The following is a 16,178-nucleotide window of genomic DNA, read 5'->3' as shown; positions in this document are numbered from 1 at the left end:
ACATTCGGAACCATTACCCAATCAAGAATCGATGAACATTTCCATAAACAATTGATAGACCTCATCCGGATTGAATCGAGCAAGATTCATAAAGTTGGCAAAAATCATCAGTCGTTCGATGTGATGGGCATAGCCGGTTTTCAGGATTTTCCGGAGCGAACTGTCAATCAGGCGGATTCCTGTTTTGGCGGTGTAAAAAGATTCCGGCAGTTTTTTGTTGTGTTTCCAGTAATTTTTATTCCGCTGATACATTCCCTGATACACATAAACCCCGCAAACAAATTCTCTCCAACCCAAAATCTGGCGGACAAAACCTTCTAGAGAATTCACCGGAATATCATTGTTTTTTGCAAATGAAATCGCTTTTTCCAACACATTTTCAGGCGTTAAAAGTCCGACGTTCATCAACGGAGAAAGCACACTGTGATGCAGAAAATGTTCTTTTTCGACGATGCTGTCTTCGTAAACGCCAAATTCCAGAAAACGGTTTTCCAGAAACTGTTCCAGCCATTTTTTGGCTTTCTGAAAAGTAGTCGGGTAGAGCTGTTCATCCGTAAGCGTTCCATAATTCTTCGCAAAATGCTTTTCGGTGTATTGTTGGGCTTCATCGTAAAATTCATTATTTCTCGGAAAATGAATGGGAGGTGCTTGTTTATTTTTCAGGTATTTTTTCCGGTTTTCGGTGTCGTACGTCTATTTTCCGCCCAAAGGTTTTCAGGCTTTCATCAGGATATTCGGGTAATTTTCTGCTGCTTATTAAAATCAGTCTGATGATAGGCTTTTTTACCCTCAAAATAATCTTTCAGTTCATCTTTGGTATTGATGAAAAGCGGACTGTCCAATATTTCGAGTTCTAATTTCGTTTCCTTTAATCTTTTTTTCAGCCAAAATCGATAAACAATAATTCCTTGTTTTCCGAAATCAGGAAATTTCCCGGTTGCGGGTCGGCGTGAATTTTTTTCAGAATATGCATCTGATACATATAAAAATCCCAAAGCGTCTGTCCGATTTTATTCAAATCCTCCTGTGAATTCTGTTTTTTGGTAAACTCCGAAAAATGAATTCCCAACATCCAGTCCATCGTAATGATTTTCTCAAACGAAAATTCAGGATAATAAAGCGGAAAATTTACATTCGGAAGATGACTGCATTCTTCTGCAAAGTGTTGATTGCGTTTGAGTTCCAGATTATAATCAGTTTCCTCAAACAATTTGTCCTCCACTTCCTGAAAATATGATTTCGAACCTTCTTTTTTAATGTTGAACATCTTCATCGCAATTGGTTTTACCATTTTCAGGTCACTCGAAATACTTTCTCTTACACCGGGATATTGGATTTTAACAGCTAGTTTTTTACCGTCTTTTTTTGTGGTATGAACCTGTCCGATACTCTCAGCATTAACTGATTCGGCAGAAAATTCATCAAAAATATCTTCCTGATTTTTCCCAAAATATTTTCTGAAGGTTTTCTTCACCAAAGCACCCGACAAAGGCGGAACTAAAAACAGCGAAAGCGAGAACTTCTCCACATATTCCACCGGAAGAATATTTTTTTCCATACTCAGCATTTGAGCAACTTTGAGCGCAGAACCTTTCAATTCTTTCAATGAATCGTAAATGTCTGTTGCATTGTCCTCATTCAGAATTTTGCGGGCTTCATCTTTATCTTTCGTTATTTTATTTCCGTAATATTTCAGGTAATTGACACCGACTTTTGCTCTGGCTTTGAGCAGGCTGCTTGTCCGTTCCAATTCTCCTGTTGGAATTTTATCTAATGTTTTCATTTTAACTTCTATTAAATTTTTCTTTTCAAAGAAATTTACCACGATCAAATACTTTTCGCAACGGTTCGTTGTCCATCAATTCAAAACCAGTGTCAATGGTTTTTTCAATGAAAATATCGGTCTTTTCAAATGCAGGGGAACTATCATTCTTCCAAAATTCTATGGCGGATACAAGATGTAACCACAATACATTTTCACGTATTTGCTCATGGGTGTTTTTAATGTTCTCTTTAGCGTTCTCTAAAATTTCCCAAGAACTAAAATCCAATGTTTTTATATATTCCAGATGGATTTTTTTCAGAGATAGCAAATTTTTAGAGAGAGGTAATTTGTGGTTACCCAAAATCATCATTAAGAGCGAACGGTTCATGGTAAGGTTTTCAAAAAAGATATAGTAAACATCCAAAAGTTTTTCTTTTAAAGTCATTCCATCTGCATTGTTTACTTCTTCTGCTAATTCTATAGATTTACTAAAAAGTTTGACCAAAATTTGTTTTTTAAGTTGATCAAAACTTGTAAAGAAGTCGTAGAATTTTTACTCTTCAAACTTATTTTCTTTTGCAAATTGATAAATACTTTTGCGTTGTTCACCATGGCTTAGTATGTAATCTGCATATAATTAGAAAATTTTGTCTTCTCTGATTGGAATTTCTTTTTTCATGAGAATGATTGTTTATTCAAACTCATAAAATATATTACTTGTTTTTGTGTTTTAGTAAAACATTTAACTTTATTAAGAATATTCTATCACGATAAAATTCAATCAATAACATCTTGGAGGGATTTTTTTTGAGATTTATTCGTTAAATAGAGATAAGAATTTGAAAAAAAAATATAGATTAAGCTGATTTTGATTGCGAAAGATTCTAAGGAGATTTATTAAGAAAAATAGATTGTTAATTAGATAAGGATAAAACAAATATTCGTAGTATTTTTGCAAACAAGTAGACCACCTTATCGCTGGCTTTGGTCAGAGGAAAGTCTGGGCACCATAGAGCAGAATAGCGGGTAACGCCCGTCCGCCGTGAGGTGAGGACAAGTGCAACAGAAAGTATGTACAGTTCGGCTGTAGTGAAACCAGGTAAACTCTATTCGGTGAAATGCCATGTAAACCAACATTAAGTGCTGCTCGCGCAAGTTGGAGGGTAGGCAGATAGAACTTTTGAGTAATTGAAAGTGTAGATAAATGATAAGGACATGCTTTGAGCGATGTACAGAACCCGGCTTATAGGTCTACTTTATTTAGATATTTACTATTTTATATAAACAAAAAAATCTGAAGCGAACACTTCAGATTTTTTGTTTATCTATTTATTGCTGTAATTTTCGTTTTGTACTCAAGGCGGGACTTGAACCCGCACGAACATTACTGTTCACTGGATTTTAAGTCCAGCGTGTCTACCAATTCCACCACTCGAGCAGATAAATAGATTTTGAGCGAAAAACGGGGTTCGAACCCGCGACCTCAACCTTGGCAAGGTTGCGCTCTACCAACTGAGCTATTTTCGCATACATTAAAAAAAACGTTAGTACTCAAGGCGGGACTTGAACCCGCACGAACATTACTGTTCACTGGATTTTAAGTCCAGCGTGTCTACCAATTCCACCACTCGAGCAATTGTATCAACGTTGAGCGAAAAACGGGGTTCGAACCCGCGACCTCAACCTTGGCAAGGTTGCGCTCTACCAACTGAGCTATTTTCGCGTCTGTATTTTTAGTTTAAAAAGAACTTGGATTGCAAATTTATAAATAATTTTATTATTTGCAAAAAAAAAGTACTCAAGGCGGGACTTGAACCCGCACGAACATTACTGTTCACTGGATTTTAAGTCCAGCGTGTCTACCAATTCCACCACTCGAGCAAAGAACTTACAAAGAGCATTTTTATGTGCTGTATTGCGAGTGCAAATATAATAGGTTTATTTTATTTTGCAAGGCTTTTAAATAACTTATTTGTAATTATTTTTTAATGGTTTGATACTCTTTAATCTAACTTTTGCTTTTTTTTGATTCGAAAGAGGTTGCGATATGTAATATAGTAATGAATATAAAAAAAAGCATTGCGTTTAGGCAATGCTTTGTTATTTATCGTAAAGGTTGATTTAAAACCAAATCGATGTATTGATTCACTTTGTCTTTTAATTGTTTTCTGTGCACTACAAAGTCTAAGAAACCGTGTTCTAATAAAAATTCAGATGTTTGAAAGCCATCAGGAAGGTCTTTTCCAGTAGTGTCTTTAACGATTCTTGGCCCTGCGAAACCAATCAATGCACCTGGTTCGGCAATGTTTATATCGCCCAACATGGCATAGGAAGCAGTGGTTCCGCCGGTTGTTGGATCAGTACATAAAGAAATATATGGAATTTTAGCATCTGCCAAAAGTGCCAATTTTGCCGATGTTTTTGCCATTTGCATCAACGAATATGCAGCTTCCATCATACGTGCACCTCCTGATTTTGAAATCATCATAAAAGGAATGTTGTGTTTGATGGAATGATCAATTCCGCGTGCAATTTTTTCTCCTACCACCGAACCCATTGATCCACCGATAAAAGCAAAATCCATACATGCTACCACTAAATCTGCTCCTTTTGATTTTCCTACGGCTACCCGAACAGCATCTTTCAATTTGGTTTTGTCTTTTGCTTCTTTTAGACGGTCGCTGTATTTTTTTGTATCAACAAACTTTAAAGGGTCTTTTGCAGTAATTGACCCAAACAATTCTTTGTATTGATTGTCATCAAATAAAATTTCGAAATATTCTTTGCTACCAATTCGCACATGGTAATCATCTTCTGGCGAAATCCACAAGTTTCGTGCTAATTCGTCTGATTCTATGATTTTTCCCGTAGGTGATTTATACCACAAGCCTTTGGGTGTGTCTTTTTTATCTTCGGTAGGTGTTGTAATTCCTTTTTCTTTTCTTTTAAACCAAGCCATAGTCTATAAATTATGAATTATAAATTATGAATTGTGAACTTTATTGTAATTCGCAATTCGCAATTAATTATAATGTGTTTACATTGTTTAGATCTGCAAAAGCTTGTTCTAAACGTTTATTGAATGTTAACTCTGCTTCGCGCATCCATTTGCGTGGATCGTAATATTTTTTGTTGGGAACGTCGTCGCCTTCAGGATTTCCAATTTGTGTCATTAAATATTCTTTTTTAGAAAGGATATAATCACGTGCACCTTCGGTGAATGCAAATTGCAAATCAGTATCGATATTCATTTTAATAACTCCGTATGATATTGCTTCGCGAATTTCTTCTAATGTTGATCCAGAACCACCGTGGAATACAAAGTCAACTGGATTGTTTTTGGTATTGAATTTTTCTTGAACGAATTTTTGTGAATTATCTAAAATTTTCGGGGTCAATTTCACGTTTCCTGGTTTGTAAACACCGTGTACATTACCAAATGCTGCTGCGATGGTGAAACGTGGCGATATTTTCATTAATTCTTCGTAGGCATAAGCCACTTCTTCTGGTTGCGTGTATAGTTTTGATGAATCCACATTCGTGTTGTCAACGCCGTCTTCTTCACCGCCTGTTATGCCTAATTCAATTTCTAAAGTCATACCAATTTTGCTCATGCGCTCTAGGTATTTTTTAGATATTTCAATATTTTCTTCGATTGGTTCTTCCGATAAATCAATCATGTGGGATGAAAACAAAGGTTTTCCTTTTTCAGCATAAAATGCTTCGCTGGCTTCTAGCAATCCATCAATCCAAGGTAATAATTTCTTTGCACAATGGTCTGTGTGTATAATTACCGTTGCACCGTATAATTCTGCTAATTCGTGAATTTGTTTTGCTCCAGCAATAGATCCAGCTATGGCAGCACGTTCGTTTTCATTGCTTAATCCTTTTCCTGCCATATACAAACCACCGCCATTTGAAAACTGAATGATTACGGGTGCTTTTAATTTTGCAGCTGTTTCTAATACACCGTTTATAGTGCTAGACGATGTTACGTTTACTGCGGGTAATGCAAACCCTTTTTCTTTTGCGTAATTGAATATTTCTTGTACTTGATCGCCGGTTGCCACGCCTGGCTTAATATTGTGTGCCATATTTATAGGTTGTGTGTTTTTAAAATTTGTGTGTATTAGCTTACAAAAATAGTAATTTTATTAAAACGGATAATTAATTCCTACATTTAAAACGGTTTTACTTAAATTCCATTCTTTAAACCATTTGTTTCCAGGCTCGTTTGCGGGGTTGTAGGTTTTGAAACCCAAATCGCATCGAACCACAAAAAAAGAAAAATCATAGCGAATTCCCAACCCTGTTCCCAAGGCAATATCTTTCAATGATTCTAATCCGGTAAAGGTCATTTCTTCGTCTTCAATATCATCTAAAGCGTTCCAAATGTTTCCTGCGTCGGCAAAAAGGGCTAAATTCCATGGACCAGAAACATTGAAGCGGTATTCTGCATTGAAAGCTAGTTTCATGTTTGCTTCGTTAAAATCTAGGATACTGCCGCTGCGCCCAGGACCTAAGCGGTAGGACTGCCAAGCACGGTTGTCGTTGGTTCCACCCGCAAAATAGCTTCGCGAAAAGGGTATGTTGTCTGAATTGCCAAAGGGAACCGCAATACCGGCAAATGCCCGCAATGCCAACACGTTTTGATTGCCTAAATCGATATATTTTACAAAATCTACTTCTCCTTTAATATATTGGGAATATGCCACATCTAAAATAGTGTTTTTGTCTGATGTATTGACTTTGTTATTCGATTTAGCCAATAGATTTAATAGACTTCCTGCCGATTCTAACTTGGTGCGGAATGTGAAAAAATCTTGATCTTTAATATTGAATCGGTTGGAATAAGTATAAACAATATTACTTGCTAAGATAAGGTTGTTTTCGGTTAATCGAACCTTTCGTTCAGCAATACTTAAAATGGTTCTGATGTCTTCTTCATTAGCATTAGTGTTTCCACTTAAAACATCTATCATAAACAAATCGGCGCCGCTGTTGGCAATATTCAAATTGCCGTTTTGGTCTAAATAATCGGGATTAGTATTGGTGGTTTGCGCAATTTCGTTCAATCTATTATAGGAAGATCGATACACATTGAAATAGTTTCCAGGATTCATGTTTCGAACAAATTGCAAATTAAAAACATCGAAACTAATGGTGTTTCTGCGTTTGTACGACCAACTGTAATTATAAATTCCGGTAAGATTTTGCTTGTCTAAACCAATGTTTTGCTGATTGAAAAATCCTAAACTTAATGAAGTATTAGGAAAAGAGGTGCGATCGATGATTTTATCGATTTGGTTTGAAAAAAATACAAATCGCGGAAAAGTAAGTTTTACATCGGCACCATATTCTAAAATATCAAAAAAGGTGTTTTGAACACTGCGGTATCTCGATGCAGATGATCCAATGTTTCCACGAAAGCTTACATCTAAAATTTCGGCTCCTTTAAACAAATTTCGAAACATAAAACCAATACTTCCTTCAATACCAAAATCTTGAATGTTTGAATGGCTTACATCGATTGATGGATTAAAAGTAATTCTTTTACGAGGATTTAGGGTAATATTGGCAATAAGGCTTTTTCCTAAGCTATCTTTCGGATCGGGAATGTATTCAATAGTAGGATAATTAAAAACTTTTAGATTACTCAATGAACGTGAAGTGATTAACCTTCGGGTATCAGAAAAATAGGTGTCTTTGTCAATAAAAACAGCATTCCGCAACACTTTTGGTTTATAGCTCAATGGTCCTTTGCTATAAATATTTAGGTCTTTATACGCTATCGAATCTGTAATCACTTGCGATTCTGCCGATGTATTGCTTGTGAAAATATTCACCTTGCTTATTTTATACAATTTAAAAGGTTCGGTAGTAAGGGTGTCGCCTTGTTTAATGCTTTTATTATCAATGTTTAAATAGATATCAGCCGTGTGATTTTGCTTTAAAGTGTCCATCACATAGTTGATGTAGGTTTTCTGAAAATCGTAAGCCCCATTATTTCTAAAGAAAGAAGTAATGCGATCGCGTTCTTCGTCTAATTTTGCTGCGTTGTACTGAGCTCCTTTTTTAATAATGCTGGCACGTCTATTGGTTTTATAAAGCGAATCTAATTCGGTTGATTGCACCATCACAGCAATACTGTCATACACATAAGCTTTGCCGGTATCAACCTTGTATAAAGCACTTATTTTTTTTGGTTTGATGCTGTCTAATTCATAAGAAACCTTAGTGTTGAAATATCCTTGGTTAAAATAATGATTTTTTAAACGAATTACAGATTTATTAGTTCGCTCTTGGTTAAATATTACCGGCGCTTCGCCTAGTTCTTTCAAGGTTTTTCCTAAACCCGAAACAAAAAACGAAGTACCCAAACGATCTACTTGCTTCGCAGAAAGCAATTTAGTTAAAAAACGTTCGGTTTTTCGGTGCTTGTCTAACCACGCTTGATAGCTAGAATCGGGGTTCACCTTAGCCATATTATACATTTGTAAACGCAGGCGATAACCCAACAGATTGCTGTTTGGTTGCTGGTATAAAAGCTGTGTTACGGTTTCGCTTTTCTCTTTTTTATTATTCACCACAATTTCGTTTTCCATTAACAGGCGTTCTTCATTATCAACACGCTTAGTTAAAGAACATGCTAAAAAAAAGCTGGATATTACAGTGATAAATAGTATTTTTGATAAATTATTTTTCAAGATCAAATCAATTTCAACTGGTAAAATTACAATTTTTTACGAATGCTTACTAAGAACCAAATCAAATATATAACGCAATTAAAGCAAAAAAAATTTCGCGACACCCATCGTGTTTTTGTAGCTGAAGGATTCAAGGTTATTACCGAATTGTTGCATTCCAACATAGAATTGGAACAGATTTATACAACGCAACCATTAAAAATCGATGTTTCAAAAGAATTAGTTACCGAAATATCGGAAGCAGAATTGAAAAAAATATCGTTTTTAACCACACCCAACGAATGCTTGGCTGTTTTTAAAATGAAGAAAGAGGTGTTGCCAGAAACCAATGGGTTAAAAATAGCTTTAGACGATGTGCGCGATCCTGGAAATTTAGGAACCATTATTCGTTTGTGTGATTGGTTTGGTATCACTGACCTAATTTGTAGCAATGAAACAGTAGATTTTTACAATCCAAAAGTAGTACAAGCAACCATGGGATCGCTCACGCGTGTAAATATTCACTACGTCAATTTGGCGAGCTACTTAAAGCAAGCCCACACAGCTGTTTATGGAACGTTTATGGATGGAACCAATATCTATAAAACCGATTTGCCTACCAACGGAATTATTGTCATGGGCAACGAAGCAAACGGAATATCTAAAGAAATTGAGGCCTTGGTGACGGCTAAAATTGCTATTCCACGTTTTGGCGATTTGCAACAAACCGAAAGTTTAAATGTGGCAACCGCAACTGCTATTGTTTTGAGTGAATTTAAACGGAATTAGATATTTGTTTTATTTTTAATCAATTGAAATAGTGTAATTTATGGGTAAAAGTTTGCTTTTATTGTTGATGTTATTCTAACAAGTGCGTCGAGTATTCAATACAGAGAATGTTTGAGGGATTATTTGTTGGAAACCGAAGAGGCTTATGGTTTATATTTGTAATCAACCAGATTATTAATTAATATTTTATAAAAATTGTTACTTATAAATAATCAAAGAAGCAGCTCAACACGAACTGCTTTTTTGATTATTATAGTCTTGGAAATTCTAGTAAATTATCACTAAATGATTATAATCTCAACACCTGATAAAATAATCATATCTTTAGTTTAAACAGAAAAATTCTTATCGATTAACACCAATATTTCTTATTTCAACACATTACTAAAGGCTTGTACAAAAAGCGATCAATCCACATTGCTGCCTTGTTGTTCATCTTCTATAAAAAGTTGCACTTTGCTAACAATGCTGCGGAGGATTTCTTCTCGTTTGTTTGCTGTTCCAATTTCCTGAATAGACAGTTTATTTGGTAAGGTGGCAATGTCATTCGTAAGTTGTTTTGCCATGATATTTACTCTAATACCCACAATTGCATCTTCGGGAACATCTTTAAAAACATTGGTTAAATTGGTTCGCCAATCAAAATCCTTTAAATCTTGAAAGCGATCCGCATTTATGGTCATAAAAACCGTTTTCACTTTGTCAACAATCTCAATTTCGGTTTTAACCTCTTGTGCATGAACAGCAGGAATTCCTGCTAAAAAAAGTGCCAATACTATTAATTTTTTCATTATTCAATTCTTTTTTTATTAAAGGTATAAAAAAAAGATGAAAAAACCGCATAAATATGCTAGTGTTAATAATCCAATAACAAAATTTATTGTTGAATCTTTGTAATTGTTCCTTTTTGTTTGTTAACATCGCCCACAATACTATATTCAAAGGTATAGCCGTTAGCAGTTGTCGTCAAAATTTTCATTTGAACAGCTTTTTGTTCAGACATATTTTTTGGATTGATTTTTTGCAATACATATTCGCAATCATTAACCCAGCGAATACTTGCCGTATCGGTTCTTCCGTTATATGTTTCAATTTCATACATATCTGTGCGAACAAAAGTAGAAGTGTGTTTTTCGCCATTGATTTCTTGTTCAAACAAAAAAGTTCCGGTTTTAAAGTCGGTGCAATTTCTTTCTTGATTGTAGCAACTTGCCATAAAAACCGAACATATTAATATACATAATTTTTTCATAACTAATCGTTGAATAGACCGTTAACAATAGTTCTTAATCCTTTAAAAAATAAATACATCGCATATAAACAAATCAAACACCCCAAGATTAATACAGGATAGTAAAGCAGGTGTTCTTTATTTTTGAAAGACGAATAGATGATAATTGGACCAACAAACATGAGTGGAATGGCAATAAAGACTTTTTGCAGACCTTTGTAAATACGCGTTTTATCAGCTTTTGGTGTTTCCATTATTTTGTGTAATTAACAATTGCATTGCGCACATTTCCGTGCAAAGAAATAAGCTCTGTTGCTTGTTCTTTTGAAACATGCAGTTCATTCATCACCATTTCTATGGCTCTGTTTACTAGTTTATCGTTTGATAATTTCATATCAACCATTTTGTTGCCTTTCACATGTCCAAGTTGAATCATTGTTGCAGTAGAAATCATGTTCAACACCAACTTTTGAGCAGTACCGGCTTTCATGCGGGAACTTCCGGTTACAAATTCCGGTCCTACTGTTACCACAATCGGAAAATGAGCTAATAGAGCCAAAGGGCTGCCTTCATTGCATGTGATGCCTCCGGTAGGAATTTCATTTTCGATACAAAATTTTAAACCACCTAACACATACGGGGTTGTTCCTGATGCCGCAATACCAATAACAAAATCGTTGCTATTGATTTGGTATGATTTTAGGTCGATTTCGGCTTGGTGGATATTGTCTTCTGCGTTTTCAACTGCTTTTCTTATTGCATCATCGCCTCCGGCAATTAAACCGATTACCTTGTCATAAGCCACTCCAAAAGTAGGCGGACATTCCGATGCATCAACTACACCCAATCTGCCCGATGTTCCTGCACCAATATAAAACAAACGACCGCCTTTTTTTAATTGCGAAACAATGGCATGAACCGTTTTTTCGATTTGGGGAATAGCTTTTTGAACAGCAAGCGGAACGGTTTGGTCTTCTTTATTGATGTTTGAAAGCAAATCTGCAACACTCATTTGTTCTAAATGGTTGTAATTCGATTCGGATTCGGTGATTTTATCAAAAAGCATAATGTACGTATTTTATACAAATTTACAAAAATTTAATAAGCGTGGGTATTATTAGTTGAATCTAATTACAATCTAACCTATCCCCACACGTAGCAAAAAGTAAATACGGCGTTATTCTTAAAATTATATGGAATTGGTTAAGAAACAGTAGTTTTAGAATGTAAAAAGTATGTTGTATAAATGTATATTGTAAAATTAATCTGTGAGAATTTGTGAAATCTGTGGTTAAATAGATAAGAAAATTCTGAAAGAAACAATAAAACAAAAAAACACCATTCAAACGAATGGTGTTTTTTATGATCTTAATTAAAAGATTACTTTCTACGTAATTCTTTAATTTTAGCTTTTTTACCTGTAAGTTCTCTAAAGTAGAAAATACGTGCTCTACGAACTTTACCTCTTTGGTTCAATTCAACTTTTTGCAAAGCCGGCATGTTCATTGGGAAAATACGCTCAACACCAACGTTACCAGACATTTTACGGATTGTAAAAGTTTCAGTAGCGCCAGATCCTCTTCTTTGGATTACTACACCTTTAAAGAACTGCGTTCTTGTTTTTTCACCCTCTTTAATTTCATAATACACAGTAATAGTATCACCTGCACTGAAATTAGGAAAATCTTTTTTTGTAACAAACTCGTCTTGTACGAACTTTACTAAATCTAAAGACATTGTATAAATTTTTTAAGTTAATTCAAACCAACATGCACGGTTTTCGCCAGAGGTTGATCCAAAAGTGGGGCAAATATAAGAAATTTTATTTATTCAAAACAAAAATACTTTACGAAATATATAATAAGAGTACGTTTGTAAGTTGTTTTTGTGTTATTCGAATTTTTTAGGTTTTGTTTTAGTTACCAGCGATGTTACTATTAACGCTAGCATACTTAAAGAAATTATTGAAACTATTAAATTTCCAATAGCGTATTGTGTACATGAAACAGTTAGAAAAATAAAAGCTAATACAACAATAAGTCCGAAAAATGTTAGCCAGTAATTTAGGTTCATACTTTTACTATCTGCTGCGTGTCTTGGAAGTTTGTATAAAGAAAAACCTATTACAAATGCACCAATAAATGTGCTTAAATGTTGAAGGATTTTTAGAATAGGAATCTGTTTATCAAACAATTCAACAGATTGATTTAGAACTTCAAATTTTTGAACAAAATATCCAGTATCATGAGTAAAACTATCCCATAAAATATGAGAGAAAGTTCCAATGATTACAGAAAAAATAACAACTAACCAATTCTTTTTAAAATAAGTATTCCAATTGAAATTTTTGAATATTATAACGCGCGATTTTAAGATATACGGTAAATTATCGAACAAATTATTTCGCACAATGTTGTGAAAAACGAAAGCTGTTAATATTCCTAAAGGTAAATCAAACAAAAAAACACCTTCAAACGTGTAACTAAAATCACTTCTTATTTTCATTCTTAAAAAGTATTCAAAATCTGGCATTAAGCTACCAATTATAAGACCTGTCAACGAAAACCATCGTTAAAATAAACATAAAAGGCTTCCCTATTTGGGAAGCCTTTTATCATTAACTTAAAAATAATATATTTATTTAGCTGCAATTGTAGCTTTGTCTAATCTCTCTCCAAATTCCTTTGAAAAGATTTCATTGAATTGTTCGCGATCAGCATATTGTTTTATAACACGATCTTGTTCTGCATCTAATTCCGAAAATTTATCATCAAATTTACCATGAGCAGCTTTTAATCTATCATATAAATTTACTGCTTCATCAACCGATTTAAAATGAGTTTTTGACAAGTTAGCGGTAACCCATTCCTTAAAGTCGTTTTTATGACAACTGAATGATGTTTCAACAGGAATTTTTTCTGCAAATTCTCTATCCAACTTTCTATACTCTTTATATTCATCTCCTGCATAAAGAGCGACATTTTTGTCAACTAGAGCACTCATTTCAGGTGTTATCTGACTTTTCTGTGAAAATCCTTTTAAACTAAAAAGAATCATCATTATAAAAAATAAATTCTTCATAATATAATTAGTTTTTAAAATTATCCTCTTTTGTTAATACAAGCTGTATAAGAATCAGAACACAATCTACTATCTCTTTCATATTTTGATCTAGCATTATCCATAGTCTGATTATTACCTCCATTATCTACAATTGCATACTTAGCTACCTGATAATAGTTATTTGCAGCAGTTTGTGAGCTAGCTGTTAATTTCTCTTCATAAGATTTAGCAGTAGATGTTACTGGTGATTGCCCCATCCAAATAGCTATTTTAGTGATAACAATTTCTTCAGGTGCATCTGCAATAAATTGATAAACTGGTGCAAAAGTAGATCTTTCAATAAGTAACTTTGAACGATAATTATTCCATCTTGATGTAGCTTCTGAAATACTAGTAAATGAAGTAGTAGATAAATTTGCAGAAATCCAAGAAAACATTTCATCAGTTGAACTAAAGTCTATATCAGTATTTAAATCATCATTAAAATCTGAAATTAAACCTTGAACTTCAAGATAAATATCCGAAGTAACATACTCTCTGAACATTTCATCAGTAGCGTCTTCTACTGGTGGTAATGGTCTTGAAGCTGTTGTTGATTGAACATTTGATGTTTCATTAACTAATGTTTCGCTTTCGTTAGAGCATGCAAACATTAATGCGATACTACTTAATAATAGGATTTTTTTCATAATATAATTATTTTATTTTGGGTTTAAACAAGCATCTAGGTTTCTCTGACATTGAGACATTTCTGCTTGATAACATTTAGCAACATCATCAAGATAAGATTGCTTATCTCCATTATCAGAAGCCATAATAGCTTTTGAAAAATAAGCCAAATTATCCGCAGCAGTTTTTGAACAATCTAAAAATTTGGTTTGACAAGTACTATTTGTTGTATTAGATTGAGGAAACCATTTATGAATCATTCCTCAAATTTCAGCAAGTGGTGCAGTTTTTATAAATTCATAAACAGGTGCAAAAGAACTAATTTCTACTCTTTTACGAGCTAAAATATGATTGTATCGAGTTTCAGCTTCTTCAACACTACTAAAATTAGTAGTTGACAAGTTTGCTGCAATCCACGATAACATTTGGTCAGTACCTCTAATATCATCGACTGAGCCTTCATAATTCATATCGTCAACGAACTCACGTGTTAAATCATGAACTTCAATAAAAATATCGGAAGTAACATAATCTCTGAACATTTCATCAGTAGCATTTTCTACTGGTGGTAATGGTCGTGATGCCGTTGTTGTTACGTTCTGATTTTCGGGAGTGTTTGTTGTTTCTGCATCGTTTGAACATGAAACCATAAATGCAATACTGCATAACATAAGAATTTTTCTCATAGTGTAATAATTATTAATTAATATGTTAAATATAATACAATTAAACAAATAACCAAACATAAAACACAAAACATATTAAAAAAATCATTTATCTTAAACTTGGAAATGTATAAAAAATGTCGCCAAACGTTGGTACTGTTGGCGACAAGTAAAAAAATATAAAAAAAAATTATTCTTCTTTTTTTGCAAAAGGGTTTTTATCTAATCTAAATGAAATACCTACAAACGGGTTAAACCTATATTGGGATTCATTCAAATTATCGTTTGTAACAGCACTATCAATGATCTGACCTATTTTATAACTAGAATTAGGTCTAACTTGTTTATTTACTGCAACCCCACCAGTAATCATAATGTTTTGCCCTATTCCCCATGAACCTCCTGCAAAAAGTGCTATCTCTTCAAAGTTTATACCTAAACCACCACTAATGCCAAAAGTATTGTTGCCATTGTAATTATTTAAAAAAGTAAACATAACGACAGGAAGAACATCCATTTGCTTACGATCTTGTACTTCAACAACAGAAAAAGTATCATCATCATTTTTTTGCGAAATAAATTTATTTCTGTTTGTGAAAATAATAGAATTTGCCCCAAATGTTGTTGTCCAACTCCAATTAGTTTTAGTTCGTATTTTATAAACTTTCGTTTCTGATCCACCTTTAGACAAGGTAATTAAATACTCTGTATTCTTATTAAAGATGAAAGTTCCAGTATGTACGTTGTTTCCATTGTGGTTTTTATTAGCAGAAAGTTCAAATTTTGGTTGTGGAGTTGCTTGTTTTACTATTGACAACTTGTATCCATCTGGAGCAATGATTTCACAATCGAATTGTAAAGAAGAAGTCGAACCTTTCTCACTTCTACAAGTTTTAAAATCTATTTCATATTCATAATCAATAGGCACACTTGCATCAATTGTAATTTTTTGATTAAGGCAATCAACAGTAACCTGTCCCGAAGCAATTCCCGCTAACAGTAGAAATTGCAATAATAGTAGTTTTGCTTTCATAATATAAGGTTTTAAATTTTAACATAAATTAACAAAAAATAATTTAACTTTTCACAAATGAGCAACTATTTATATAATATATAAAGAAGTAGTAGTCAACGTTGGCACGCTACAAAATAACGAGGGAACTCGATGATAAAAATAGATTAACAAAATGGAACTAACAGTTGCAATTGTACTATTCTTAATTGCACCGCTATACCAAGAGTTTTGGAACTGGTTAAAGAATAGAAGAAAGTAGATTACACAACGGCATCGTTAATGATAAACGATGAAA

At 33.7% G+C, this 16,178-nt stretch carries 17 protein-coding genes, 5 tRNA genes, 1 other RNA gene and 1 pseudogene; 2 read left to right on the top strand and 22 right to left on the bottom strand.

The features are described from left to right. Nucleotides 1–21 precede the first annotated feature (21 nt). From MG290_RS04475 to MG290_RS04465, 3 genes and pseudogenes are all read right to left on the bottom strand, one after another. Nucleotides 22–405, bottom strand: a complete 384-nt coding sequence (locus tag MG290_RS04475; RefSeq protein ID WP_264562690.1) for an FAD-binding domain-containing protein — start codon at nucleotides 403–405, stop codon at nucleotides 22–24. Between the two features lie 478 nt (nucleotides 406–883). After that, nucleotides 884–1,783 (bottom strand): annotated as a pseudogene (locus MG290_RS04470) (ABC1 kinase family protein); the annotation flags it as partial. Between the two features lie 25 nt (nucleotides 1,784–1,808). Continuing rightward, nucleotides 1,809–2,270, bottom strand: a complete 462-nt coding sequence (locus tag MG290_RS04465; protein WP_264562689.1) for a TetR family transcriptional regulator C-terminal domain-containing protein — start codon at nucleotides 2,268–2,270, stop codon at nucleotides 1,809–1,811. A 454-nt stretch (nucleotides 2,271–2,724) separates the two neighbouring features. On the opposite strand from MG290_RS04465, the gene rnpB reads away from it, so the two are divergent. Then, nucleotides 2,725–3,027, top strand: an RNA gene (gene rnpB / locus MG290_RS04460) — RNase P RNA component class A. A 90-nt stretch (nucleotides 3,028–3,117) separates the two neighbouring features. Here the strand turns inward: rnpB and MG290_RS04455 are convergent. From MG290_RS04455 to tamL, 8 genes are all read right to left on the bottom strand, one after another. Beyond that, nucleotides 3,118–3,203 (bottom strand) — tRNA-Leu (locus MG290_RS04455). Between the two features lie 16 nt (nucleotides 3,204–3,219). After that, nucleotides 3,220–3,292, bottom strand: a tRNA-Gly gene (locus MG290_RS04450). A gap of 21 nt (nucleotides 3,293–3,313) precedes the next feature. Then, nucleotides 3,314–3,399: transfer RNA gene (locus tag MG290_RS04445), tRNA-Leu, on the bottom strand. A gap of 16 nt (nucleotides 3,400–3,415) precedes the next feature. Beyond that, a tRNA-Gly gene (locus tag MG290_RS04440) sits at nucleotides 3,416–3,488 on the bottom strand. 72 nt (nucleotides 3,489–3,560) lie between these two features. Next, nucleotides 3,561–3,646 (bottom strand) — tRNA-Leu (locus MG290_RS04435). Between the two features lie 223 nt (nucleotides 3,647–3,869). Beyond that, entirely contained in the window at nucleotides 3,870–4,724 is an 855-nt protein-coding gene (gene accD, locus MG290_RS04430) for an acetyl-CoA carboxylase, carboxyltransferase subunit beta (protein ID WP_257498523.1), read from the bottom strand. Between the two features lie 67 nt (nucleotides 4,725–4,791). Next, nucleotides 4,792–5,859: a class II fructose-bisphosphate aldolase gene (fbaA, locus tag MG290_RS04425; RefSeq protein ID WP_257498524.1), complete on the bottom strand. Its 1,068-nt coding sequence runs from the start codon at nucleotides 5,857–5,859 to the stop codon at nucleotides 4,792–4,794. A 60-nt stretch (nucleotides 5,860–5,919) separates the two neighbouring features. Further along, complete coding sequence (gene tamL, locus MG290_RS04420; protein WP_442900782.1) at nucleotides 5,920–8,472, bottom strand: translocation and assembly module lipoprotein TamL; 2,553 nt, start codon at nucleotides 8,470–8,472, stop codon at nucleotides 5,920–5,922. A gap of 42 nt (nucleotides 8,473–8,514) precedes the next feature. Here tamL and MG290_RS04415 point away from each other — a divergent pair, with 42 nt between their 5' ends. Continuing rightward, nucleotides 8,515–9,240, top strand: a complete 726-nt coding sequence (locus tag MG290_RS04415; RefSeq protein WP_264562687.1) for a TrmH family RNA methyltransferase — start codon at nucleotides 8,515–8,517, stop codon at nucleotides 9,238–9,240. 407 nt (nucleotides 9,241–9,647) lie between these two features. Here the strand turns inward: MG290_RS04415 and MG290_RS04410 are convergent, their stop codons facing one another. The 11 genes from MG290_RS04410 to MG290_RS04360 form a co-directional block, all read right to left on the bottom strand. Further along, complete coding sequence (locus tag MG290_RS04410; RefSeq protein WP_264562686.1) at nucleotides 9,648–10,031, bottom strand: hypothetical protein; 384 nt, start codon at nucleotides 10,029–10,031, stop codon at nucleotides 9,648–9,650. Nucleotides 10,032–10,117: 86 nt separating this feature from the next. Continuing rightward, nucleotides 10,118–10,492: a DNA topoisomerase IV gene (locus MG290_RS04405; protein ID WP_264562685.1), complete on the bottom strand. Its 375-nt coding sequence runs from the start codon at nucleotides 10,490–10,492 to the stop codon at nucleotides 10,118–10,120. A 2-nt stretch (nucleotides 10,493–10,494) separates the two neighbouring features. Beyond that, on the bottom strand, nucleotides 10,495–10,725 hold the full coding sequence (locus tag MG290_RS04400; protein ID WP_257498521.1) for a DUF6095 family protein: 231 nt from the start codon (nucleotides 10,723–10,725) through the stop codon (nucleotides 10,495–10,497). Continuing rightward, nucleotides 10,725–11,537: an N-acetylmuramic acid 6-phosphate etherase gene (gene murQ / locus MG290_RS04395; protein WP_264562684.1), complete on the bottom strand. Its 813-nt coding sequence runs from the start codon at nucleotides 11,535–11,537 to the stop codon at nucleotides 10,725–10,727. The genes MG290_RS04400 and murQ overlap by 1 nt, the downstream gene beginning before the upstream one ends. 314 nt (nucleotides 11,538–11,851) lie before the next feature. Next, entirely contained in the window at nucleotides 11,852–12,208 is a 357-nt protein-coding gene (rplS, locus tag MG290_RS04390; protein WP_257499461.1) for a 50S ribosomal protein L19, read from the bottom strand. Nucleotides 12,209–12,361: 153 nt separating this feature from the next. Beyond that, entirely contained in the window at nucleotides 12,362–13,030 is a 669-nt protein-coding gene (locus MG290_RS04385) for a DUF4184 family protein (RefSeq protein ID WP_264562683.1), read from the bottom strand. Nucleotides 13,031–13,108: 78 nt separating this feature from the next. Then, nucleotides 13,109–13,552: a hypothetical protein gene (locus MG290_RS04380; protein ID WP_264562682.1), complete on the bottom strand. Its 444-nt coding sequence runs from the start codon at nucleotides 13,550–13,552 to the stop codon at nucleotides 13,109–13,111. A 20-nt stretch (nucleotides 13,553–13,572) separates the two neighbouring features. Continuing rightward, a complete protein-coding gene (locus MG290_RS04375) occupies nucleotides 13,573–14,223 on the bottom strand; it encodes a hypothetical protein (RefSeq protein WP_264562681.1) in 651 nt (216 codons plus the stop codon). A 12-nt stretch (nucleotides 14,224–14,235) separates the two neighbouring features. Next, nucleotides 14,236–14,463, bottom strand: a complete 228-nt coding sequence (locus MG290_RS04370) for a hypothetical protein (RefSeq protein WP_264562680.1) — start codon at nucleotides 14,461–14,463, stop codon at nucleotides 14,236–14,238. A 3-nt stretch (nucleotides 14,464–14,466) separates the two neighbouring features. After that, nucleotides 14,467–14,853, bottom strand: coding sequence for a hypothetical protein (locus MG290_RS04365; RefSeq protein WP_264562679.1), 387 nt, complete (start codon nucleotides 14,851–14,853; stop codon nucleotides 14,467–14,469). A 205-nt stretch (nucleotides 14,854–15,058) separates the two neighbouring features. Then, a complete protein-coding gene (locus MG290_RS04360; protein WP_264562678.1) occupies nucleotides 15,059–15,901 on the bottom strand; it encodes a hypothetical protein in 843 nt (280 codons plus the stop codon). Nucleotides 15,902–16,178 lie beyond the last annotated feature (277 nt).

Source organism: Flavobacterium sp. CBA20B-1 (genome assembly GCF_028473145.1).
In the GTDB taxonomy this organism is placed as follows: Bacteria; Bacteroidota; Bacteroidia; order Flavobacteriales; family Flavobacteriaceae; genus Flavobacterium.
This window is presented reverse-complemented; position numbering and strand designations above follow the sequence as displayed.